Raw genomic sequence first — 22,870 nt, forward strand, 5'->3', positions numbered from 1 at the left:
CAGACGCCAGCGCAAAAGGCACGGTCAAGGCCATGCGTTTTGTCTATTGGGTGCCACAGATCAAGCGATTTTGTATACAAAATGTGCCGGGGCCGCAAAGCGGCCCCAGCAATCGATCAGACTTCGAGGTAGTCCAGGATACCTTCAGCGGCGTTGCGGCCTTCGAAGATGGCGGTCACCACCAGGTCCGAACCACGCACCATGTCGCCACCGGCGAACACTTTCGGGTTACTGGTCTGGTGCTTGAACTTGGCTTTCTCCGGGGCCACCACACGGCCTTGGCTGTCCAGCTGGATGCCATGCTGCTCGAACCACGGTGCCGGGCTCGGGCGGAAGCCGAAGGCGATCACCACGGCGTCAGCCGGCAGGATTTCTTCGGAGCCCGGGATCGGCTCGGGACTGCGACGGCCACGGGCATCCGGCTCGCCGAGACGGGTCTCGACCACCTTCACGCCTTCGACCTTGTCCTCACCGACAATGGCGATGGGCTGGCGGTTGTAGAGGAATTTCACGCCCTCTTCCTTGGCGTTCTTCACCTCTTTGCGCGAACCCGGCATGTTGGCTTCGTCACGGCGATAGGCACAGGTCACCGACTTGGCGCCCTGGCGGATCGAGGTGCGGTTGCAGTCCATCGCGGTGTCGCCACCACCCAGTACCACGACCTTCTTGCCCTGCATGTCGACGAAGTCTTCCGGCGATTTCTCGAAACCGAGGTTGCGGTTGACGTTGGCGATCAGAAAGTCCAGCGCATCGTGCACGCCTGGCAGGTCTTCCCCCGGGAAACCACCCTTCATGTAGGTGTAGGTGCCCATGCCCATGAACACTGCGTCGTACTCGGCGAGCAGCTGTTCCATGGTGATGTCCTTGCCCACCTCGGTGTTCAGGCGGAACTCGATGCCCATGCCGGTAAAGACTTCGCGGCGATTGCTCAGCACGGTCTTTTCCAGCTTGAACTCTGGGATACCGAAGGTCAGCAGGCCACCGATTTCCGGGTTCTTGTCGAACACCACCGGGGTCACGCCACCACGCACCAGCACGTCGGCACAGCCCAGGCCAGCCGGGCCGGCTCCAATGATGGCGACGCGCTTGCCGGTTGGCTTGACCCTGGACATGTCCGGGCGCCAGCCCATGGCAAAGGCGGTGTCGGTAATGTACTTCTCCACCGAGCCGATGGTCACCGCGCCGAAGCCGTCGTTCAAGGTACAGGCACCCTCGCACAGACGGTCCTGCGGGCACACACGGCCGCACACTTCCGGCAGGGTGTTGGTCTGGTGCGACAGTTCGGCCGCGGCCAGGATGTTGCCTTCGGAGACCAGCTTCAGCCAGTTGGGGATGAAGTTGTGTACCGGGCACTTCCATTCGCAATACGGGTTGCCGCAGCCCAGGCAGCGATGCGCCTGCTCCACGGACTGCTGCGGTTTGAACGGTTCGTAGATCTCCACGAACTCCTTCTTGCGCTGGCGCAGCAGCTTTTTCTTCGGGTCCTTGCGGCCCACTTCGATGAACTGGAAGTCGTTGTTCAGACGTTCAGCCATTTTTCAAAACCTCTTTACAGCAGCTGCGAGCTACAAGCTGCAAGCCGCAAGACGATCACTTAAGCCGGGCAAACCTCGTGCTGCTTTTACTTGCAGCTTGAGGCTTGCCACTTGCAGCTGTTGTTACTGCGGGTTGGCACGGGTGCTGGACAGCAGTTGCTTGAGGTTGGCCGCCTTCGGCTTGACCAGCCAGAAGCGCCGCACGTAGTCGTCCAGGTTTTCGAAGAGCTCACGCCCCCACTCGCTGCCGGTCTCTTCCACGTATTCGCCAAGGACCCGCGCCAGGTGGCTGCGGTAGGCCTCCATCGCCTCACCACTGATGCGCTGGATTTCCACCAGCTCGTGGTTGAGCTTGTCGACGAAGCTGTTGTCCATGTCGAGCACGTAGGCGAAGCCGCCAGTCATGCCAGAACCGAAGTTGTAACCGGTCTTGCCCAGAACGCAGACAAAGCCACCGGTCATGTATTCACAGCAGTGATCGCCAGTACCCTCGACAACAGCGTGGGCGCCGGAGTTACGCACAGCGAAGCGCTCGCCTGCGGTACCCGCGGCGAACAGCTTGCCGCCGGTGGCGCCGTACAGGCAGGTGTTGCCGACGATGGCGCTGTGCTGGGTGGCGAACGGGCTGCCGGCTGGCGGCACGATGGTGACCTTGCCACCGGTCATGCCTTTGCCGACGTAGTCGTTGGCGTCACCTTCCAGGTGCAGGTTCAGGCCACCGGCGTTCCACACGCCGAAGCTCTGCCCGGCAGTACCCTTGAAGCGGAAGGTGACCGGCTTGTCAGCCATGCCCTGGTTGCCGTACAGCTTGGCGATTTCGCCAGAGATACGGGCACCAATGGAACGGTCGCAGTTGCAGATGTCGAGGCTGAACTCGCCGCCGGCCTGGTCGCGAATCGCCGGCAGGGCCATCTCGACCATCTTCTCGGCCAGCTCGCCCTTGTCGAACGGCGGGTTCTTGTCGACTTCGCAGAACTGCGGCTTGTCAGCCGGGATGTGCGAGCTGCCCAGCAGCGGGGTCAGGTCCAGGTACTGCTGGCGCTCGGTGTCGCCTGGCAGCACGTCGAGCAGGTCGGTACGGCCGATCAGCTCGCCGAGGCTGCGCACGCCCAGCTTGGCCAGCCACTCACGGGTTTCCTCGGCGACGAAGGTGAAGAAGTTGATCACCATGTCGACGGTGCCGATGTAGTGGTCCTTGCGCAGCTTCTCGTTCTGCGTGGCCACGCCGGTGGCGCAGTTATTCAGGTGGCAGATGCGCAGGTACTTGCAACCCAGGGCGATCATCGGCGCGGTGCCGAAGCCGAAGCTCTCGGCGCCGAGGATGGCGGCCTTGATCACGTCCAGGCCGGTTTTCAGGCCGCCGTCGGTCTGCACCCGTACCTTGCCGCGCAGGTCGTTGCCGCGCAGGGTCTGGTGGGTTTCGGCCAGGCCCAGTTCCCACGGGGCGCCAGCGTACTTGATCGAGGTCAGCGGCGAAGCACCGGTACCACCGTCGTAACCGGAGATGGTGATCAGGTCGGCATAGGCCTTGGCCACGCCAGCGGCGATGGTGCCAACGCCGGCTTCCGCCACCAGCTTGACCGAAACCAGGGCCTGCGGGTTGACCTGCTTGAGGTCATAGATCAGCTGGGCCAGGTCTTCGATCGAGTAGATGTCGTGGTGCGGCGGCGGCGAGATCAGGGTCACGCCCGGTACCGCATAGCGCAGCTTGGCGATCAGGCCGTTGACCTTGCCGCCTGGCAGCTGGCCGCCTTCGCCGGGCTTGGCGCCCTGGGCAACCTTGATCTGCAGCACTTCGGCGTTAACCAGGTATTCCGGGGTCACGCCAAAGCGGCCGGTGGCCACCTGCTTGATCTTCGAGCTGCGGATGGTGCCGTAGCGCGACGGGTCTTCACCGCCCTCACCGGAGTTGGAGCGCGCGCCCAGGCGGTTCATCGCCTCGGCCAGGGCTTCGTGAGCTTCCGGCGACAGTGCACCCAGCGAAATACCGGCGGAGTCGAAGCGCTTGAGGATGGCCTCCAGCGGCTCGATCTGATCCAGCGGCAGGGCCTCATCGGCCACTTTCACCTTCAGCAGGTCGCGGATCATCGACACTGGGCGCTGGTCGACCAGCGTGGTGTATTCCTTGAACTTGGCGTAGTCGCCCTGCTGCACGGCGGCTTGCAGGGTGTTGACCACATCCGGGTTGTACGCGTGGTATTCGCCACCGTGGACGAACTTCAGCAGGCCACCTTGCTGGATCGGCTTGCGCGCACTCCAAGCTTCGGCTGCCAGCAGCTTCTGGTCCCCTTCGAGGTCGACGAAGCGCGCACCCTTGATACGGCTGGACACGCCCTTGAAGCTCAGGCCAACCACTTCCTCGGCCAGGCCCACGGCTTCGAACAGCTGGGCGCCACGGTACGAGGCAATGGTGGAGATGCCCATCTTCGACAGGATCTTCAGCAGGCCCTTGGAGATGCCTTTGCGGTAGTACTTGAAGACTTCGTCCAGATCGCCCAGCACTTCGCCGGTACGGATCAGGTCGGCCAGCACTTCGTAGGCCAGGTACGGGTAAACGGCAGAGGCACCGAAGCCCAGCAGCACGGCGAAGTGGTGTGGGTCGCGGGCAGTGGCGGTTTCGACCAGGATGTTGCTGTCGCAACGCAGGCCCTGTTCGGTCAGGCGGTGGTGCACGGCACCCACGGCCATCGACGCATGCACCGGCAGCTTGCCCGGGGCGATGTAGCGGTCGCTCAGCACCAGCTGGGTCTTGCCGCTGCGCACCGCTTCTTCAGCCTGGTCGGCGATATTGCGGATGGCCGCTTCCAGGCCGACGCCCTCATCATAGTTGAGGTCGATCAGCTGACGGTCAAAGCCCTCGCGCTCCAGGTTCATCAGCGAACGCCACTTGGCAGGCGAGATGACCGGCGAGCTGAGGATCACCCGCGAAGCGTGCTCCGGGGATTCCTGGAAGATATTGCGCTCGGCGCCCAGGCAGATTTCCAGGGACATGACGATCGCTTCGCGCAGCGGGTCGATCGGCGGGTTGGTCACCTGGGCGAACTGCTGGCGGAAGAAGTCGTACGGCGAACGCACGCGCTGCGACAGCACCGCCATCGGCGTGTCGTCACCCATCGAGCCGACCGCTTCCTGGCCCTGCTCGCCGAGTGGGCGCAGCACCTGGTCACGCTCCTCGAAGGTGACCTGGAACATCTTCATGTACTGCTTGAGCTGGTCAGCGTCGTAGCTGGCCACGCCCTGATCGTCGGTCAGTGTCGCCTGGATGCGCAGGGCATGCTGACGCAGCCAGCGCTTGTACGGGTGGCGCGACTTCAGACGGTTGTCGATGGCGTCGGTGTCGAGGATCTGGCCGGTCTCGGTGTCCACGGCAAGGATCTGGCCCGGGCCGACACGGCCCTTGGCCAGGACTTCCTCAGGCTGGTAGCCCCACACGCCGATTTCCGAGGCGATGGTGATGTAGCCGTTGGTGGTCGTCACCCAGCGCGCCGGGCGCAAGCCGTTACGGTCGAGCAGGCACACCGCGTGGCGGCCTTCGGTCATGACGATACCGGCCGGGCCATCCCACGGCTCCATGTGCATGGAGTTGTATTCGTAGAAGGCGCGCAGGTCGGCGTCCATGGTCTCGACGTTCTGCCAGGCTGGCGGCACCAGCATGCGTACGCCGCGGAACAGGTCGATGCCGCCGGTGACCATCAGCTCCAGCATGTTGTCCATGCTCGAGGAGTCGGAACCAACGCGGTTGACCAGCGGGCCGAGTTCTTCGAGGTCGGGGATCAAGTCGTTGGCGAACTTGGTGCGACGGGCCATGGCCCAATTGCGGTTGCCGGTGATGGTGTTGATCTCGCCGTTATGGGCGAGGAAGCGGAACGGCTGCGCCAGTGGCCATTTCGGCAGGGTGTTGGTGGAGAAGCGCTGGTGGAACACGCAGATCGCGGTCTGCAGGCGCTCGTCACCCAGGTCTGGATAGAACGCCGCGAGATCGCGCGGCATCATCAGGCCTTTGTAGATGATGGTCTTGGGCGAGAAGCTGCAGATGTAGTGGTCGGCGTCGTGGGCGTTGGCCACGGACGAACGGCGACGGGCACTGAACAGCTTGATGGCGAATTCCTGATCGCTCAGGCCTTCACCGCCGATGAACACCTGTTCGATCTGCGGCAGGCGCTCCAGGGCCAGGCGGCCGAGCACGCTGGTGTCGATCGGGACCTTGCGCCAGCCGACCAGCTTAAGGCCGGCAGCGACGATTTCGCGGTCCATGTTGGCGCGGGCAGCTTCGGCTTTGACCGGGTCCTGGTTGAAGAACACCATGCCGACGGCGTACTGCTTGGGCAGTTCGACGGCGAAGTGTTCCTGGGCCACGGCACGCAGGAATTGATCGGGCTTCTGCATGAGCAGACCGCAACCGTCACCGGTCTTGCCGTCGGCGTTGATACCGCCGCGGTGGGTCATGCAGGTCAGTGCCTGCATGGCGGTTTGCAGAAGGTGGTGGCTTGGCTCGCCCGTCATATGGGCGATCAGGCCAAAACCACAGTTGTCCTTGAATTCTTCGGGATGGTACAGACCTGTTTTCATAGACACTTTCTCACCAGGTTCACCTCTCAACCGGAGGTAAATCTCTTTTATGTACAACCACTTACCATCCACGCCGATCAAACGCCAGCTTTTTTGCGGTGGCCATGGAAAACCATTGTTGCACAGCGACAGTCATACCCACAAATTTTCATGTCTCACCATTGAAAATTTATGTCGTAATTTTGAATGTTTTTGCGCCATCAGCCGTGATAGCGGCCTGGCTCGAGTCTGAAGCGTTTCAGCCATGACTGCAACAGAGGCTTGTGGCCGGCAGCCTGGGACAGAAAAGCCTGCCGCGCTCAGGCGCAGCAGGCTATTCGAATGTCGTTAATCGCTCAGCAACTGGGCGGCGGGGTGATGCCGCCCGGCAGGTATCAGCGGGCCGAAGCCAGCTCTTGTTGGACGCTGGCGACGGTACGTGGCCAAGGTTTACCAGCCTGGACCTTCGCTGGCAAGTTCTTGATTGCCGCAACCGCTGCGTCGCGGTTGGCGAAGTTGCCGTAGGTGACCACGTACAGGGGTTTGCCCTGCAGGTTTTTCTTGAAGTAGCGATAGTCGCCACCCTGCGCCTTGACGAAGGCCTGGGCCGACGCCTCGGAGCTGGTGCCGAGGATCTGCACCACATAGTTGCCTGGCTTCTGGCCCGAGTACCAGCTACCGCTACCACTGGCGCTCGCGACCGGTTTTTCTACCGGTTTGGAGGCAGGCTTGGCGACAGCAACCTGAGTCGGTGCTGGTACCGGCTTGGCAGGCGCAACCGGCTTGACCGGCTGGGTAGCGACAGGCTTGGGCGATGGCGCAACCGGCTGCGCCGGCGCGGTAGCCTGGGCCATGCTCGGCGCGGGACCAGCAGGCACGCCCTGCGGCGGTGCGATCGTGGTCACGGTAGGCGGATTGCCAGGCTGCAAGGCGGTGTTGCCGGCCGGGCTACCTTCTTCGCCATCACCCATGCCGGCAGCTTGCGCCAGCGGCTCGCGCATGACTGGCTGGGACTGACCCACCAGCGGCAGTGGCATCGGCTGCGACTGGCCGGAGAATTCGATGGCCGGGTTGCCGTTGTTCGACTGGGCGCCACCTGGCTCGCCCTGGCCCAACGGCAACTGGGCCTGGGCCACAGGTGCCTCGGCAGGGGCCTTGTCGCCTTTCTTGGGCATCAGAACCGCAGCACCTACGGCGACCACGACGACAGCGGACAGCGCGAGTACGTGTTTCTTAGGCATTTTGAACCCCATGGATGGTCGCTTGACCGTGGTACGGCTGGCGATCATGGCTTCGATCAAAGTATCGCGGGCGACCTGGTTGATGTTGCCAGGCCATCCGTCGGAGTTTTCATGAATATCGACTAGCTGTTCACGGGTGAACACCTCGATGCCCCGGCCAGCACCTTCCAGGCGCTGCTCCAGGTACTCGCGGGTTTCTTCCTCACTGTAGGGGGCAAGTTCAATGACGTGGAAGCGCTCTTCCTCGACCTGGATCTCGTCCAACCCGGCAATCAGCGAAGGCTCGCCGAACAGGAACACGTGCGGGCGCCCTTCCGGCAGCCCTGCAGCCAGCTCCAGCAACGCTTGGAGTGCCGACTCGTCGAGTTGTTCCGCATCGTCCACCAGCAAGTAGACTTCTTGCCCGGTCAGTGCCAGCTGTACCACCTTGTTCAGGATCGCCTGCACTTCAGGCTGGGCCACTTCCAGCGTTTGCGCCACCTGGCCGAGCACACTGGCGGCGTCACTGGCGCCGCGGGCAGACACCACCACGCTCAGCACCGACTGCTTGTTGGTGCTGGCCACCAGGGCCTGGCGCAGCAGGGTCTTGCCGCTGCCCACGGGGCCAGTGACCACCAGCATCAGCTGGCTGTAGCGGGCCAGGTGATGCAACTGGCCCAGCACTGGCTTGCGCTGGGCGGGGAAGAACTTGAAGCCGGGCACACGCGGTGCGAACGGATCGTGGCTCAACTGGTAATGTTCGAGGAACGCCTCATCGGCATGCAAACTGGTCATTACGCTGTCACAACCTCAAAGCTGGGCCACGATCGCGCGGTAATCCGCCGACAGCGTGGCCTGAAGAATCTCTTTCGGATAGTCGTCGGTGATCACGGCTTCGCCCAACTGGCGCAGCAGCACCAGCCGCAGGCGGCCATCGAGCACCTTCTTGTCGACCGCCATATGCTCCATGAAATGCGCCGGGGTCATTTCCTGTGGTGGCACCACCGGCAAACCTGCGTCCTGCAGCAGGCGGATACCGCGATCACGCTCGGCCTGGTCGATCCAGCCCAGGCGCATGGACATTTCCAGGGCCATCACCGTGCCTGCGGCCACGGCTTCACCGTGCAGCCACACGCCGTAGCCCATGTGTGTTTCGATGGCGTGGCCGAAGGTATGGCCCAGGTTCAGCGTGGCACGCACGCCGGACTCACGTTCGTCGGCGCCAACCACGGCAGCCTTGGCCGCGCATGAGCGGCTGATCGCTTCGGTCAGGGCGGCGGGCTCAAGGGCGCGCAGGGCTTGCATATTGTCTTCGAGCCAGCTCAGGAAAGGCTTGTCGCAGATCAGGCCGTACTTGATCACTTCGGCCAGGCCGGCCGACAGCTCGCGCGCAGGCAAGGTCTTGAGGCTGGTGGTGTCGATCAGCACCGCGTTGGGCTGATAGAAGGCACCGACCATGTTCTTGCCCAATGGGTGGTTGATGCCGGTCTTGCCGCCCACCGAGGAATCGACCTGGGACAGCAAGGTGGTCGGCACCTGGATGAAATCGACACCACGCTGGTAGCAGGCTGCCGCGAAGCCGGCCATGTCGCCTATCACGCCGCCGCCGAGGGCGACCACGGTGGTACGACGGTCATGCCGGGCCGTCAGCAGACCATCGAAGATCAGTTGCAGGGTTTCCCAGTTTTTGTGGGCTTCGCCGTCCGGGAGGATCACCGGCAGCACCGAGTAGGCGCCGAGGGTCTTGCTCAGGCGTTCGAGATACAGAGGCGCGACGGTCTCGTTGGAAACGATGGCAACCTGCCGCCCGCAGATATGCGGTGCCAGCAGTTCGGCCTGGTCCAGCAGGCCTTCGCCAATGTAGATCGGGTAGCTACGCTCGCCGAGGTCGACCTTAAGTGTCTGCATGTATCCCCACAATGTACTTGGGCGCGGCGCCGGCTGTGCGACCCGCGCGGTAACGTTGAACCTCGCCTCGGCGCTGGCCGAGAATAGTCCCGGCTTAGCGGGGCGGCAACTGCTGCAGGCGCTCGAGAATATCGAGCACCACCATGCGCGGCGGCCGTTCGTCGGTTTCCACCACCAGGTCGGCGATTTCGCGATAGAGCGGGTCGCGCGCTTCCAGCAAGGCACGCAGGGTCGCCTCCGGGTTGGCCGTGCGCAGCAACGGGCGGTTGCGATCGCGCGCCGTACGCCCGACCTGTTGCTCCACCGAGGCGTGCAGGTAGATCACCCGGCCGCCCTCGTGCAGCGCCTGGCGGTTTTCCGCGCGCATGACTGCGCCGCCACCGGTTGCCACGACTACGCCATCGAGCGCGCAGAGCTCGGCGATCATCGCCTGCTCACGGTCACGGAAGCCCGGTTCGCCTTCCTTATCGAAGATCCACGGGATGTTGGCGCCGGTTCGCAGTTCGATTTCCTTGTCGGAATCTTTGAACAGCAGGCGCAGCTCTTTGGCCAACAGGCGCCCGATGGTGCTTTTGCCAGCACCCATGGGCCCTACAAGTATCAAATTTCGCACAGAATCAACGACTCACAGCAATCGCCTGGTCACTCATGATACGCGGAGTCAGGAAGACCAGCAGCTCGGATTTTTTCTCTTGTAATGCATCGCGTCGAAATAGCCGCCCAACATACGGCAGATCGCCGAAAAATGGCACCTTGTCGACCACATTGTTTTGCGTGGTCGAGTAGACGCCACCGATGACGATGGTTTCACCGTCCGCCACACGGACCTTGGCATTGACCTCGTTCTTGCGAATCGGCGGCACGTCGTTCAAGGCATTCACGAAGTCAGGCTCGTCCTTGGTCACCTTGACCGTCATGATCACCTTCCCGTCCGGGGTGATCTGTGGCGTGACCTCCAGCGACAGCGAGGCCTCGCGAAAGGCCACCGAGGTGGCGCCACTCTTGCTGGTTTCCTGATAAGGCACCTCGGTACCCTTGAGAATCCTGGCAGTTTCCTTGTCAGCCGTGACCACCTTGGGCTGGGAGATGATTTCGCCGTTGCCGCTCTTTTCCATGGCGCTGAGCTCCAGATCCAGCAGCACGCCGCCACGCAGCAGGCCAACACCAATGCCGGCGCCGCCCCGCTCCATGCCCAGGTCGACAAACAGATCCTTCCCCAACTGTGGCGCTTCCCCATACAGCTGTCGCCCCCAGCGCACGCCCAAGCCTTTCTCATAGTCGACATTGGCTTCGACGATGCGCGCCTCGATCTCTACCTGCTGTACGGGCACGTCAAGCTGAGCGACCAACTGCCGCAACTCGGCAAGGCGGTCAGCAGGCTGGTGCGCGACCAAGGTGTTGGTGCGAGCGTCGACGCTCAGGCTGCCACGACCGGTCAGAATGCCATCATCCGCCAAGGTTGCCAGCAGCAGCTGCGCAAGGTCGGAAGCCTTGGCGTGATGGATCGGCAGCAACTCACGCCGCAAGGGTTGCAACTGCGCATCCAGCTCTTGCCCGATACGGGTGCCGCGGGATTGCTCGGCCAACTCGGCAGCTGGCGCCACCAGCAGCACATTCCCTTCCTCGCGCCGAGCCAGCCCCTTGCTACGAAGGACCAGCTCCAGCGCCTGATCCCACGGAACCTCCTGCAACCGCAGGGTGACATTACCTTGCACCGTGTCACTGGCCACCAGGTTGATCCCAGCGTAGTCAGCCAGCACCTGCAGCACCGAACGCACCTCGACATCCTGAAAGTTCAGCGAGATGGGCTCACCCCGATAGGGCGCCGCGATGCACCACTGACTGGGTATCAACGCCACCACCACCCACTTCAACAGCCATTTCATCACCTTCCCTGGCCTCCGTTGTCACGCTCTTCCTGAGCGTCAGCATTACCGTGCGCTCACGCCACACGCCACCTACGAACAGTCGTTCACGCACATCCAGCTGCCGTTCGCCGACTTCCACCACAACACCGCCATCCCGCCCGAGCGGATCACCGGGACGCACGCGATACAAGCGACCTGCCGCCAACAGCAACGCTTCGCGCTGCTGTCCCCGCTGCAGGCTGCCGACCATCTGCAGCTGAGCCAGCGGGACGCTGGCAAGCCCTGCCTGCGCAATGCGCTTCGCCCAGGCGGAAAACGGATCGAGAACCACCGGCAGCACCTCGCCTCGAGCGGGTGAATCAGCCAGTGACAACGGCTCGGGCACTGCCCCGTCAGCCTGATAGGCATGCACGCGAATGCCAAGGCGCAACAGACCAGGCCGGTCATCGGCAGCTGCCAACTGCAACCCCTCGGCGCGCAACAGACGATCCTGGCCAAGCCAGTCGTCCAGCCACATCCGCAGCCCCGAATAGCGTCCAACTACCTGCACATCCAACGGTGTCTGCCAATAGCCAGGCTGCTTTACTTCATCAAGTACATCGAGCCGTTCGAAGTGCAGGCCATGCGCATGCCCCGAGGCCGCCAGCTGGTCGAGCAAATCGCTCATGTCGGCCCCGCCGGCAAGACGCCAGCGAGCATCCTGCAAAAGTTGCCGTTCATCATCGAGGGCCTTGCGCATTTGCGTCAGCGCCACCACCTCGGCAGCCTTGGTTTCATGCGCCTGAAACAGGCGAACTTGCCTGGCAAGCTCTTCCTCCTGAAGCTGCAGCCACTGCGGCAAGCGAAACAGACAGCCAAGCCCAAACAGGATGAGGCCCATGGCGAATGGCAACGCGCGGCGAAAAAACCGCGAGCGCTCGATGAGGGCCAGCCATGCGCCTGGCTTCAGCAGATTCACGACCAGAACGCCGACAGGCGGGCCAACAACTGAAACTCGTCGCCACCCGGCTGACTCTTCAGGCTTCTTAGCTCCAGCTCACGCATCACGGCAGAGCGCTCAAGCTCACGCATCAGCTGCGCCACGACTGCGCCGGAGGCGGCCACACCGACCATGCTCACCTGTGAGCCTTGCAGTTCGAGCCTGAGCAGTTGAACGCCCTCCGGCAACGCCCGTTCCAGGTCCGCAAACACGGCTGTCAACAACCCCTGCCCAGCACGCAAGTCAGCCAACGCTGCAGCCTGAGCACGCACCGCGTCATAGGATTGCCTGATACGACCATGCTCGGTCATCTGCACCTCGAGCACATCGATTGCGGCCTGCCGGCCATTATTGGCCTCAGCTTGCTGTCGAGCTCGCTGCCGAGCCAGTTGGTCGATCAGCAGCACCGCAGACAACGCCACGACGGCTGCCCCCACCAACATCAGGCGCAAACGCCGGAGCGCTACCAGGCGCTGCCGCTCTCGCCACGGCATCAGATTCAGGCGTAACATCAGCACACACTCCCCATTGCCAGTGCAAAAGCCAAGGCCATGCAGCCCTCACTGCAATCCACGCCAGCCACAGGCGGCAATGGCCGGCACGGCAAGCCGAGACGTTCACTCAGTTGACTGTGCAAGCCTCGCCCGATCGCAGGAGCGCCGACGACAAGCACTTCTTCCGGCCTCGCTCCTTCAGCGAATACATCACCGGGCTGATCAGGCAGCGCACCCGGGAGCAATTCCCGCCTCAAAGGCAGCGTATCGCCAAGCCAGCCATGCAGCGTCGAGCTGCCCGGCTCGATACGCAGCAGTGCTGCCGGGCCTTTGCCCTGCTTTGGCATCAGGCGGCGCAAGGCAATGCTGTCCACTTCCGCAACCTCCAGCTCCAGCCCTGCCGCTTCGAATGCTGCTTGCAGAGGCTGCAATGCACTCTGACGACTGGCCGCGACCAGGACATCCAAGCTATCGGGTTGTAGCAACGAGGCGCCCAGCACCTGAAAGTCCAGCACCAGGTCTTCAAGGGGAAAGGGAAACAGCCGGTCCGCTTCCGTCAGCAGCTGTGCCTCCATTTGACTCGGAGCCTGACTGACTGGCAGCTGGCACAGCTTGCAGATCACTTGCGAGGCAGGCAATGCCACGGCAGCCCGGCGCTGGCGACTGCCAGATTGCCGATAAGCGCTGCGCAGGGCCACGACGATTCGATCTGGGTCTTGCCAGCCGCCGCCAGGCGCAAACGGCTCGACCGCCCAGACCAGCTGCTGGTAACGCCCCCTGTGGCGCCGCAGCTGTGCAATACGTACGGAGTCGGAAGCGATTTCCACCCCCAACAGTGAGCTGGCATCCTTGCCAAAACGTCCAAGCATAGCGACTTCCTTGTTACAACCATGAACCGCCACGTTGCCGGGCCTAACCAGCCAGACGGTGCAGCGGGCCGCCTGGCCGGTCACCCGGCGAGGCGAAAAATGCTTATAATGCCCAGCGTTTTTTCGTCCGCCGGCCCCGTGCGCAATTCACCCCTCAATCTGGACACCGAAAAGCCTTGATACGCCTGCTGAAGTTCTTCTGGTGGTCTTTTGTCGCAGTCATCTGCGCGCTCGTACTCGGTGTGAGCGGTGCGTTTCTGTATCTTAGCCCCAACCTGCCGTCGGTCGATTCGCTCAGAAGCGTTCAGTTGCAAATCCCCCTGAGGGTGTACAGCAGCGACGGCAAGCTGATTGCCGAATTCGGCGAAATGCGCCGCTCGCCGATCCGTTTCGCGGAAATTCCGCCACAGTTCATTCAGGCGCTTCTGTCAGCCGAGGACGATAATTTCCTCAATCACTACGGGGTCGACCCGAGCAGCCTGATGCGCGCCGCGACCCAGCTGGTGAAAACCGGTCATATCCAGACCGGCGGCAGCACCATCACCATGCAGGTGGCGAAGAACTTCTTCCTCAGCAGCGAGCGCAGCTTCTCGCGCAAGACCAATGAGATTCTCCTGGCTTTGCAGATCGAACGTGAGCTGACCAAGGACGAGATCCTCGAGCTGTACGTCAACAAGATTTACCTGGGCAACCGTGCCTACGGCATCGATGCGGCCGCGCAGGTGTATTACGGCAAGTCGATCCGTGACGTGAGCCTGGCACAGATGGCAATGATCGCTGGCCTGCCCAAGGCGCCGTCGCGCTTCAACCCGCTGGCCAACCCGGTACGCGCCAAAGAGCGTCGTGACTGGATCCTCGGTCGCATGTACAAGCTCGGCAAGATCGACGAGGCGAGCTATCAGGCCGCCCTGGCCGAGCCGCTGAATGCCAGCTACCACGTACCGACCCCTGAAGTGAATGCGCCCTACGTTGCCGAAATGGCTCGCGCCGAAATGGTTGGCCGCTATGGCAGCGACGCCTACACCGAAGGTTTCCGCGTCACCACCACCGTGCCGAGCGACATGCAGGAAATGGCCAACAAGGCCATCCTCAACGGCCTTACCGAATACGACGAGCGTCACGGTTATCGCGGCCCGGAAGCACGCTTCCCGGGCAAGACGCACGCCGCCTGGCTGCAGGAGCTGAGCAAGCAGCGCAACCTCGGTGCACTGGAGCCGGCCATCGTCACCCAGGTCGAGAAAAACGGCCTCAAGGTGCTGACCCGTGACGGCAAGGAAGAAATCGTTGCCTGGGACACCATGAAGTGGGCACGCCCGTTCATCAACACCAACTCCCAAGGCCGTGCGCCGCAGTCGCCTGCCGACGTTGCCCAGGTCGGTGACCTGGTCCGCCTGCAGCGCCTTGACGAAGGCAAGCTCAAGTTCAGCCAGGTACCCGTCGCGCAGAGCGCGCTGGTCACTCTCGACCCGTACAACGGCGCCATTCGCGCTCTGGTCGGCGGCTTCTCGTTCGAGCAGAGCAACTACAACCGTGCCATGCAGGCCAAGCGCCAGCCAGGCTCGAGCTTCAAGCCGTTCATCTATAGCGCGGCACTGGACAGCGGCTACACCGCCTCCAGCCTGGTCAACGATGCGCCGATCGTGTTCTACGACCAGTACCAGAACAATGAGTGGCGACCCAAGAACGACACAAACACCTTCCTCGGCCCGATCCGCCTGCGCGAAGCGCTGTACAAGTCACGCAACCTGGTGTCGATCCGCCTGCTGCAGGCCATGGGCGTGGACCGTACCATCGACTACATCGCCAAGTTCGGCTTCAACAAGCAGGACCTGCCGCGCAACCTTTCGCTGGCGCTGGGTACTGCAACCCTGACGCCGATGGAGATCGCCACGGGCTGGAGCACCTTTGCCAACGGCGGCTACAAGATCAACCCGTACCTGATCGATCGTATCGAGAGCCGCAGCGGCGAGACCCTGTTCACCGCCAACCCGGCACGCGTGCCGCAAGGCGCCGAAGACCATGCCGGCCTCGCGGCACCAGAGCAGCCGATCAGTACCGCTGCCCTGCCTGGCGAAGCGCCGTCCGCCCTGGGCCAGATCGCCCCACCACCGCAGACGCCCGCTATCGCCGAGCAGATCATCGATGGTCGCACCACCTATATCCTCACCAGCATGCTGCAGGATGTGATCAAGCGCGGTACTGGCCGCCGGGCATTGGCCCTTGGCCGTACTGACCTGGCCGGCAAGACAGGCACCACCAACGAATCCAAGGACGCCTGGTTCTCCGGCTACAACGCCGATTACGTGACCACCGTGTGGGTCGGCTTCGACCAGCCGGAGACCCTCGGTCGCCGCGAGTACGGCGGCACTGCGGCGCTGCCGATCTGGATGAGCTTCATGGGTGCGGCACTGAAGGACAAGTCAAGCCATGCACCGGCGGAACCGGAAGGCATCCTCAGCCTACGAGTCGACCCGGTCAGCGGCCGCGCCGCTTCGCCAAGCACGCCAGATGCCTACTTCGAGCTGTTCAAGGCCGAGGACTCACCACCGTCGGTGGATGAGCTGGGCAATGGCACTGCGCCGGGCAGCCCGCTGCCAGCGGACGAAGCAGCGCCGATGGATCTGTTCTAAAACAAGGCCCCTGTAGGAGCGCATCAGCCGGGATACCGGCAAACAAAAAGCCCCGGCTCTCACGAGTCGGGGCTTTTTTGTGTCGCTACGGCAGTGATCAGCCGTTGAACACTTCATCCACGCTGTTCAGCGGGTAGTGCTTCGGGTACGGCAGGGTAGCCACACCGGACTCGATGGCAGCCTTGGCCACAGCGTCGGAGACGACGGTGATCAGGCGAGCGTCCAGTGGCTTCGGAATGATGTACTCGCGACCGAACTCCAGGCCTTCAACACCGTAGGCCTCGCAGACTTCCTTCGGCACTGGCAGCTTGGCCAGGTCTTTCAGGGCGATGGCGGCGGCGATCTTCATTTCTTCGTTGATGCGCTTGGCGCGAACGTCCAGGGCACCACGGAAGATGAACGGGAAGCCCAGTACGTTGTTGACCTGGTTCGGGTAGTCGGAACGACCAGTAGCCATGATCACGTCGCTGCGAGTGGCGTGCGCCAGCTCTGGGGAGATTTCCGGGTCCGGGTTCGAGCAGGCGAACACGATCGGGTTGGCCGCCATCGACTTCAGGCCTTCCGGGCTCAGCAGGTTCGGGCCGGACAGGCCTACGAACACGTCAGCACCGTCCAGGGCATCAGCCAGGGTGCGCTTGTCGGTAGCGTGGGCGAACTGGGCCTTGTACTGGTTCAGGTCGTCGCGGCCAGCGTGGATCACGCCGCTGCGGTCGATCATGAAGATGTTCTCGACCTTGGCGCCCATGCTGACCAGCAGCTTCATGCAGGAGATGGCGGCAGCGCCGGCACCCAGGCAGACGATCTTGGCGTCTTCCAGCTTCTTGCCGGCGATTTCCAGGGCGTTGATCATGCCGGCCGCGGTGACGATCGCGGTGCCGTGCTGGTCATCGTGGAATACCGGAATGTCGCACTGCTCGATCAGGGTGCGTTCGATTTCGAAGCACTCTGGTGCTTTGATGTCTTCGAGGTTGATGCCACCGAAGGTGATCGAGATGCGCTTGACGGTGTCGATGAAAGCCTGCGGGCTTTCCGAGTCGACTTCGATGTCGAACACGTCGATACCGGCGAAACGCTTGAACAGAACGCCCTTGCCTTCCATCACTGGCTTGGAGGCCAGTGGGCCGAGGTCACCCAGACCGAGGATGGCGGTGCCATCGGAAATAACCGCGACCAGGTTGCCCTTGCCGGTGTATTTGTAGGCCAGCTCAGGATCACGGCCGATTTCGCGCACGGGTTCTGCTACGCCTGGGCTGTAGGCCAGGGCGAGATCGCGGGCGGTGGCGGTGGGCTTGGAGAGCTCGACGCTCAGTTTCCCCGGACGAGGTTGAGCGTGGTATTCGAGAGCGGCGGTTTTCAGGTCTGACATGGTGGGCATTCCGCTATTTACTGTTCTGACGGACCGCCGAGGATACGCAAAGAGCCGGGGAGCCACAAGACTGGTCAGTCACTTGTGTCAAGGCCTTTGGCCTACGACTTTAAGCTATCACGCACGGGGGCATTCGACTCACAGTGTGTACAATCCGATAGCGAACTGTCTACATCTTTTCAGCCTGAAGTACGCTCCAGCATCCCGGGATCGGTCAGCGGCAACACCCAGCGTCGCTGCCCTGGCTTGAGCCCACCTTTGCGGGAACGATCCAGCACCCAGCCGCGCGCCTCGACCTGGCGTCCCTTGAGGTTAGCGAAGAAGCTGTTGGGAAAGGTGCGTTGCAGACGAGCGGGAATCTGCAACACCACGGCGTCATCCAGTTCGAGCCAGATACCGCCACGATTGCGCTCGATGCCACGGATGGTGCCGGCGACAATGGCGAACCCGGATTGCCGGACATCCGCAGCCCTGCGCACTGGCGAGTTGCGCCACAACCCGGCCCGCGCCTCGCGCGCCACCCGCTCGGCTGCTAGCTGGCAACCCGCCAGGCGCACATTGGGTGCAACCGCTACGCGATAGCCAAGCCCTTCGCTGAGCAGCCGTGCTTCAAGATTGTCGCCATTGCGCCCATAGATGTTTGCCAGGGTGCGGCCGTACTTGTCCTTGCTCTCGATTCCCGGCACCAGCCCGACGCGCCCGTCACTGGCCTTGACCAGTGCCTGCAGGCGCTGCCTGGCAGCCTCGGCATAAGGTTCACTGGTGCGCCCCTTGCGCCCGATCTCCGGGGTATTGATGCCGATCATGCGCACACTGCGACCGTCGGTCAGGCGCAGCGTGTCGCCATCCACCACCTGGCGCACCGCCACCTGTTGCGGCTTGTCGGGCAGCGGGCAGAACGCCAGGGCCGGGAGCTGCCAGATCGCGCCCACAAAAAAGGCGCCCACAAGGGGCGCCTTTTTCAGCAACAACGCGAAGCCCGAAGGATTCGCCATGCGCATGATTACTTCTTGGTACCGAACATACCGAAGCGATCGGCGAACTTCTGTACGCGACCACCGGTGTCCAGGACTTTCTGCTTACCGGTGTAGAACGGGTGGCACAGGTTGCAAACGTCGATCGCCAGGGTGTTGCCCAGGGTCGAACGAGTTTCGAACTTGTTACCGCAGCTGCAGGTGACTGCAACTACTTCGTAGTTCGGGTGGATACCTTCTTTCATGGTCACTTCCTCGAGCTGCGTGCCGCCACCCAACACCTATTGTTGAATACCGCACGTAATTAGGCGGCGAATAATACCAGAGCACGGCACCAACGCAAGTTGTCGCTTGCACCGACCGTCGTCTGCTAGGCTCGCCAGTCTTTGAAACACCCTCTGAGACCTTGCCGCGTGTCCGACGTCATCCTGCGCCTTGCCCTGCCCTCCCCGTTGCGCCGCCTGTTCGACTATAAGGCGCCAGCAAGCATGGCGCGCCAGGTGCTGACTCCAGGCATGCGCATCCGCGTCCCGTTCGGGCGGCGCGAAATGATCGGTGTGCTGGTGGAAGTGTGCGAGCAGAGCGAAGTGCCGGCCGACAAGCTCAAGCCCGCCAGCGCCTTGCTCGACCCGGTTTCACCGATCCCGGCAGCGCTGTTCAAGCTGTGCCTGTGGACCGCCCAGTACTACCAGCACAGCCTCGGCGACACCCTCAGCTGGGCGTTGCCCACGCTGCTGCGCCAGGGCGAACCTGCCGAAATGCGCCAGGAGCGCTTCTGGCACGTGGCGCCTGGCGCACGCCTGGAAGACCCGCGCATCGCCCGTGCCCCGCGCCAGCGCGACGCCCTCAAGACCTTGGCCCAGCACCCGCACGGCGTGGCGCACAGCCTGCTGAGCAAGCTCAATCTGAACAAGGACAGCCTCGACTTGCTGCTGGCCAAGGAGCTGGTTCAGCTGGAGATACGCCGCCACCTGCCGACGCATCGCCACGAGCACTGGCTGGCACAGCCGGAACTGCCACTCAATGAAGAACAGCGAGAGGCCTTCGACGCCGTGCGCGAGGGCTTTGGCGGTTTTGGCGCCTTCCTGCTGGCCGGCGTCACCGGCAGCGGCAAGACCGAGGTGTACCTGCAACTGATTCGTGAAACCCTGGAGGCCGGCAAGCAGGCGCTGGTGCTGATCCCCGAGATCAACCTCGGCCCACAGACCCTGGCGCGCTTTGAGCAACGCTTCAACGCCCGCATCGCCCTGCTGCATTCGGCCGTGAACGACCGCGAGCGCCTCGATGCCTGGCTGGCCGCCCGCGACGGCGAGGCCGATATCATCATCGGCACGCGTTCAGCGCTGTTCACGCCGATGAAGAACCCCGGCCTGATCATCATCGACGAAGAGCACGACGGCTCCTACAAACAACAGGAAGGCCTGCGCTACCACGCCCGCGACCTCGCCCTGGTGCGCGCCCACCAGGAAAACATCCCGATCCTGCTCGGCTCCGCCACACCCTCGCTGGAAACCCTGCACAACGCGCTCACCGGCCGCTATCGCCTGCTGCGCATGAACCAGCGAGCAGGTGGCGCCCGCCCACCGCGCATGTTGCGCCTGGATGTGAAGAGTCTGCCGCTGGATAGCGGTATCAGTGGCCCGTTGCAGCAGGCCATCCGTCAAACCCTGGAGGCCGGCCAGCAAGTCCTGGTGTTCCTCAACCGCCGTGGCTTCGCCCCGACCTTGCTGTGCCATGACTGCGGCTGGCTGTCCGAATGCCCCCGTTGCGATGCCCGCATGACCGTGCACCAGCGCTCTGGCGTGCTGCGTTGCCACCACTGCGGCTACGACGAGCGCCTGCCGCACCAGTGCCCGCAGTGCAACCATGTCGATTTGCGGCCCGTTGGCGCCGGTACCGAACGCGCCGAAGAACGTTTGAAAGTGCTGTTCCCGGATTACCCGATCCTGCGCGTGGACCGCGACAGCACGGCGCGCAAGGACGCCATGCACAACCTGTTCACCACCATCCAGCGCGGCCAGCCAAGCATCCTCGTCGGCACCCAGATGCTGGCCAAGGGGCACCACTTCCCGCGGGTGACCCTGGTCGCCATTCTCGATGCCGACGGCGGGCTCTTCTCCGGCGATTTTCGCGCCAGCGAGCGCATGGCCCAGTTGATCGTCCAGGTGGCCGGCCGGGCCGGACGTGCCGAAGAACCCGGCAAGGTGATCATCCAGACGCACCTGGCCGACCATCCGCTGCTGGTGCAATTGACCGAACAAGGTTACTTCGCCTTCGCCGAACAGGCCCTGGACGAACGCCGCAATGCCGGGCTGCCACCGTTCTCTCACCTTGCCCTGCTGCGCGCCGAAGCACACAAGCCCGGCCAGGCTGAAAGCTTCCTCGACGAAGCCTGCGCCGCCGCCGAACGCCTGGTCGCCGAACAGCGCCTGCCCGGCATCGAACTGCTGGGGCCGGTGCCTGCGCCAATGGAGCGCCGCGCCGGACGTTTCAGGGCGCAACTATTGATTCAGGCCAATACCCGAGCCCCGTTGCATCGACTGATCAGCGCCTGGTTGCTAGTGTTGGAGCAACTGCCGAGCGGGCGCCAGGTACGCTGGTCGCTGGATGTCGACCCGGTCGACCTTTATTAAGCTTCTGCCCCAAAGGTTGGCAACCCGCCCCCGGCAACGGATAATGCCCAGTTTTTCCACCTGCGCATCCAGGCGCTCCACCGCGCTTGCGGTCGAAAAGAGATCCCCATGAAAGACACCATTCGCCAGCTGATCCAGCAAGCCCTCACCCAACTCGTCACCGACGGTGTGCTGCCTGAAGGGCTCTCGCCGGCGATCCAGGTGGAAAACGCCCGGGACAAGACCCACGGCGACTTCGCCAGCAACATCGCCATGATGCTGGCCAAGCCGGCCGGCATGAAGCCGCGTGACCTGGCCGAAAAGCTGATCAACGCCCTGCCGGCCACCGCCGACATCAGCAAGGTCGAGATCGCCGGCCCAGGCTTCCTGAACTTCTTCCAGAACACCGACGCCCTGGCCAACCGCCTTGATGCCGCCCTGGCCGACGCCCGCCTGGGCGCACGCAAGGCCGGCCCTGCGCAGAAGGTGGTGATCGACATGTCGGCACCGAACCTGGCCAAGGAGATGCACGTCGGTCACCTGCGTTCGACCATCATCGGCGACAGCGTCGCCCGCGTGCTGGAGTTCCTCGGTGACGAGGTGATCCGCCAGAACCACGTAGGCGACTGGGGCACACAGTTCGGCATGCTGCTGGCCTACCTGGAAGAAAACCCGATCACCAGCGACGAGCTGTCGGACCTGGAAAACTTCTACCGCGCCGCCAAGAAGCGTTTTGACGAGTCCGAAGAGTTCGCCACCCGCGCCCGTGGTCTTGTAGTCAAGCTGCAGGCCGGCGACCCGGAATGCATGGCCCTCTGGACGCGCTTCAAGGACATCTCGCTGTCGCACTGCCAGAAGACCTACGAACTGCTCAACGTCAAACTGACCATGGCCGACGTGATGGGCGAAAGCGCCTACAACGACGATCTGGCCAACGTAGTGGCCGACCTCAAGGCCAAGGGCCTGCTGGTCGAAAGCCAAGGCGCTCAATGCGTGTTCCTCGACGAATTCAAGAACAGCGACGGCGACCCGCTGCCAGTGATCGTGCAGAAGGCTGACGGCGGCTACCTGTACGCCACCACCGACCTGGCCGCCGTGCGCTACCGCAGCAACGTGCTCAAGGCCGACCGCGCCCTGTACTTCGTTGACCAACGCCAGGCCCTGCACTTCAACCAGGTGTTCGAGGTCGCCCGCCGCGCCGGCTTCGTCGGCCACCCGATGCAGATGGAGCACATGGGCTTCGGCACCATGAACGGCGCCGACGGCCGCCCGTTCAAGACCCGCGACGGCGGCACCGTGAAGCTGATCGACCTGCTCACCGAGGCCAAGGAGCGCGCCTACGCGCTGGTCAAGGAAAAGAACCCGAGCCTGGCCGAAGACGAACTGCGCCACATCGCTGAAGTGGTGGGTATTGGCGCGGTGAAATACGCCGACCTGTCCAAGCACCGCACCAGCGACTACAGCTTCAACTTCGAGCTGATGCTCAACTTCGAAGGCAACACCGCGCCTTACCTGCTGTACGCCTACACCCGCGTGGCCGGTGTGTTCCGCAAGCTGGGCAAGGGCTTCGACGAAGTCGACGGCAACATCGTGCTGCAGGCCGCTCACGAACAGGACCTGGCCGCGCGCCTGGCCCAGTTTGGCGAGATCCTCAACAGCGTCGCCGACAAGGGTACCCCGCACGTACTGTGCAGCTACCTGTATGACCTCGCCGGCCTGTTCTCGAGCTTCTACGAGAACTGCCCGATCCTCGCCGCCGAAACGCCGGAACAGCAGCAGAGCCGCCTGCGCCTGGCTGCCCTGACCGGTCGCACCCTCAAGCAAGGTCTGGAGCTGCTCGGCCTGGAAACCCTGGAGCGCATGTAAG

General features: G+C 63.2%; 15 protein-coding genes. 3 read left to right on the forward strand and 12 right to left on the reverse strand.

Translation table 11 applies throughout. The features are described from left to right. Positions 1–116: 116 nt before the first annotated feature. The 9 genes from C2H86_RS10300 to pilM all read right to left on the reverse strand — a co-directional run bounded on the left by C2H86_RS10300 (position 117) and on the right by pilM (position 13,421). Positions 117–1,535 (reverse strand): FAD-dependent oxidoreductase, encoded by a 1,419-nt coding sequence (locus C2H86_RS10300; protein ID WP_103446059.1) that lies wholly within the window; start codon positions 1,533–1,535, stop codon positions 117–119. A gap of 123 nt (positions 1,536–1,658) precedes the next feature. Beyond that, positions 1,659–6,104, reverse strand: a complete 4,446-nt coding sequence (gene gltB, locus C2H86_RS10305) for a glutamate synthase large subunit (protein ID WP_159412474.1) — start codon at positions 6,102–6,104, stop codon at positions 1,659–1,661. A 374-nt stretch (positions 6,105–6,478) separates the two neighbouring features. Next, positions 6,479–8,098 (reverse strand): AAA family ATPase, encoded by a 1,620-nt coding sequence (locus tag C2H86_RS10310; RefSeq protein WP_159412475.1) that lies wholly within the window; start codon positions 8,096–8,098, stop codon positions 6,479–6,481. Positions 8,099–8,113: 15 nt separating this feature from the next. Beyond that, positions 8,114–9,211 (reverse strand): 3-dehydroquinate synthase, encoded by a 1,098-nt coding sequence (gene aroB, locus C2H86_RS10315; protein ID WP_159412476.1) that lies wholly within the window; start codon positions 9,209–9,211, stop codon positions 8,114–8,116. Between the two features lie 94 nt (positions 9,212–9,305). Next, positions 9,306–9,824: a shikimate kinase AroK gene (gene aroK / locus C2H86_RS10320; protein WP_060509908.1), complete on the reverse strand. Its 519-nt coding sequence runs from the start codon at positions 9,822–9,824 to the stop codon at positions 9,306–9,308. Positions 9,825–9,828: 4 nt separating this feature from the next. Then, positions 9,829–11,097, reverse strand: coding sequence for a type IV pilus secretin PilQ (locus C2H86_RS10325; protein WP_159412477.1), 1,269 nt, complete (start codon positions 11,095–11,097; stop codon positions 9,829–9,831). Then, positions 11,021–12,037 carry a pilus assembly protein PilP gene (locus C2H86_RS10330; protein ID WP_240349699.1) on the reverse strand — a complete coding sequence of 339 codons (1,017 nt, stop codon included), beginning with the start codon at positions 12,035–12,037 and terminating at the stop codon, positions 11,021–11,023. Before C2H86_RS10330 ends, C2H86_RS10325 begins: the two co-directional genes overlap by 77 nt. Beyond that, positions 12,034–12,570: a PilN domain-containing protein gene (locus C2H86_RS10335; RefSeq protein ID WP_159412478.1), complete on the reverse strand. Its 537-nt coding sequence runs from the start codon at positions 12,568–12,570 to the stop codon at positions 12,034–12,036. Before C2H86_RS10335 ends, C2H86_RS10330 begins: the two co-directional genes overlap by 4 nt. Next, on the reverse strand, positions 12,570–13,421 hold the full coding sequence (pilM, locus tag C2H86_RS10340) for a type IV pilus biogenesis protein PilM (RefSeq protein ID WP_159412479.1): 852 nt from the start codon (positions 13,419–13,421) through the stop codon (positions 12,570–12,572). The genes C2H86_RS10335 and pilM overlap by 1 nt, the downstream gene beginning before the upstream one ends. A 176-nt stretch (positions 13,422–13,597) precedes the next feature. Between pilM and C2H86_RS10345 the strand changes: the two genes are divergently transcribed. Further along, a complete protein-coding gene (locus C2H86_RS10345) occupies positions 13,598–16,051 on the forward strand; it encodes a penicillin-binding protein 1A (protein ID WP_159412480.1) in 2,454 nt (817 codons plus the stop codon). 97 nt (positions 16,052–16,148) lie between these two features. On the opposite strand, the gene C2H86_RS10350 is transcribed toward C2H86_RS10345, so the two are convergent. From C2H86_RS10350 to rpmE, 3 genes are all read right to left on the reverse strand, one after another. Then, positions 16,149–17,417, reverse strand: coding sequence for a malic enzyme-like NAD(P)-binding protein (locus C2H86_RS10350; protein ID WP_085677944.1), 1,269 nt, complete (start codon positions 17,415–17,417; stop codon positions 16,149–16,151). A gap of 179 nt (positions 17,418–17,596) precedes the next feature. Continuing rightward, positions 17,597–18,418: a thermonuclease family protein gene (locus C2H86_RS10355; RefSeq protein WP_159412481.1), complete on the reverse strand. Its 822-nt coding sequence runs from the start codon at positions 18,416–18,418 to the stop codon at positions 17,597–17,599. A gap of 2 nt (positions 18,419–18,420) precedes the next feature. After that, positions 18,421–18,636, reverse strand: a complete 216-nt coding sequence (rpmE, locus tag C2H86_RS10360) for a 50S ribosomal protein L31 (RefSeq protein ID WP_027920990.1) — start codon at positions 18,634–18,636, stop codon at positions 18,421–18,423. Between the two features lie 168 nt (positions 18,637–18,804). On the opposite strand from rpmE, the gene C2H86_RS10365 reads away from it, so the two are divergent. Then, positions 18,805–21,024: a primosomal protein N' gene (locus C2H86_RS10365; RefSeq protein WP_159412482.1), complete on the forward strand. Its 2,220-nt coding sequence runs from the start codon at positions 18,805–18,807 to the stop codon at positions 21,022–21,024. 108 nt (positions 21,025–21,132) lie between these two features. Next, entirely contained in the window at positions 21,133–22,869 is a 1,737-nt protein-coding gene (argS, locus tag C2H86_RS10370; RefSeq protein ID WP_159412483.1) for an arginine--tRNA ligase, read from the forward strand. Position 22,870: the final 1 nt, after the last annotated feature.

Source organism: Pseudomonas putida (genome assembly GCF_009883635.2).
GTDB lineage: Bacteria > Pseudomonadota > Gammaproteobacteria > Pseudomonadales > Pseudomonadaceae > Aquipseudomonas > Aquipseudomonas putida_W.

What these genes read in the sequence shown, in the direction of transcription:
- C2H86_RS10300 (WP_103446059.1), bottom strand. Translation starts at nt 1,535, where the DNA reads ATGGCTGAACGTCTGAACAACGACTTCCAGTTCATCGAAGTGGGCCGC.
- gltB (WP_159412474.1), bottom strand. Translation starts at nt 6,104, where the DNA reads ATGAAAACAGGTCTGTACCATCCCGAAGAATTCAAGGACAACTGTGGT.
- C2H86_RS10310 (WP_159412475.1), bottom strand. Translation starts at nt 8,098, where the DNA reads ATGACCAGTTTGCATGCCGATGAGGCGTTCCTCGAACATTACCAGTTG.
- aroB (WP_159412476.1), bottom strand. Translation starts at nt 9,211, where the DNA reads ATGCAGACACTTAAGGTCGACCTCGGCGAGCGTAGCTACCCGATCTAC.
- C2H86_RS10325 (WP_159412477.1), bottom strand. Translation starts at nt 11,097, where the DNA reads ATGAAATGGCTGTTGAAGTGGGTGGTGGTGGCGTTGATACCCAGTCAG.
- C2H86_RS10335 (WP_159412478.1), bottom strand. Translation starts at nt 12,570, where the DNA reads ATGTTACGCCTGAATCTGATGCCGTGGCGAGAGCGGCAGCGCCTGGTA.
- pilM (WP_159412479.1), bottom strand. Translation starts at nt 13,421, where the DNA reads ATGCTTGGACGTTTTGGCAAGGATGCCAGCTCACTGTTGGGGGTGGAA.
- C2H86_RS10350 (WP_085677944.1), bottom strand. Translation starts at nt 17,417, where the DNA reads ATGTCAGACCTGAAAACCGCCGCTCTCGAATACCACGCTCAACCTCGT.
- C2H86_RS10355 (WP_159412481.1), bottom strand. Translation starts at nt 18,418, where the DNA reads ATGCGCATGGCGAATCCTTCGGGCTTCGCGTTGTTGCTGAAAAAGGCG.
- rpmE (WP_027920990.1), bottom strand. Translation starts at nt 18,636, where the DNA reads ATGAAAGAAGGTATCCACCCGAACTACGAAGTAGTTGCAGTCACCTGC.
- argS (WP_159412483.1), top strand. Translation starts at nt 21,133, where the DNA reads ATGAAAGACACCATTCGCCAGCTGATCCAGCAAGCCCTCACCCAACTC.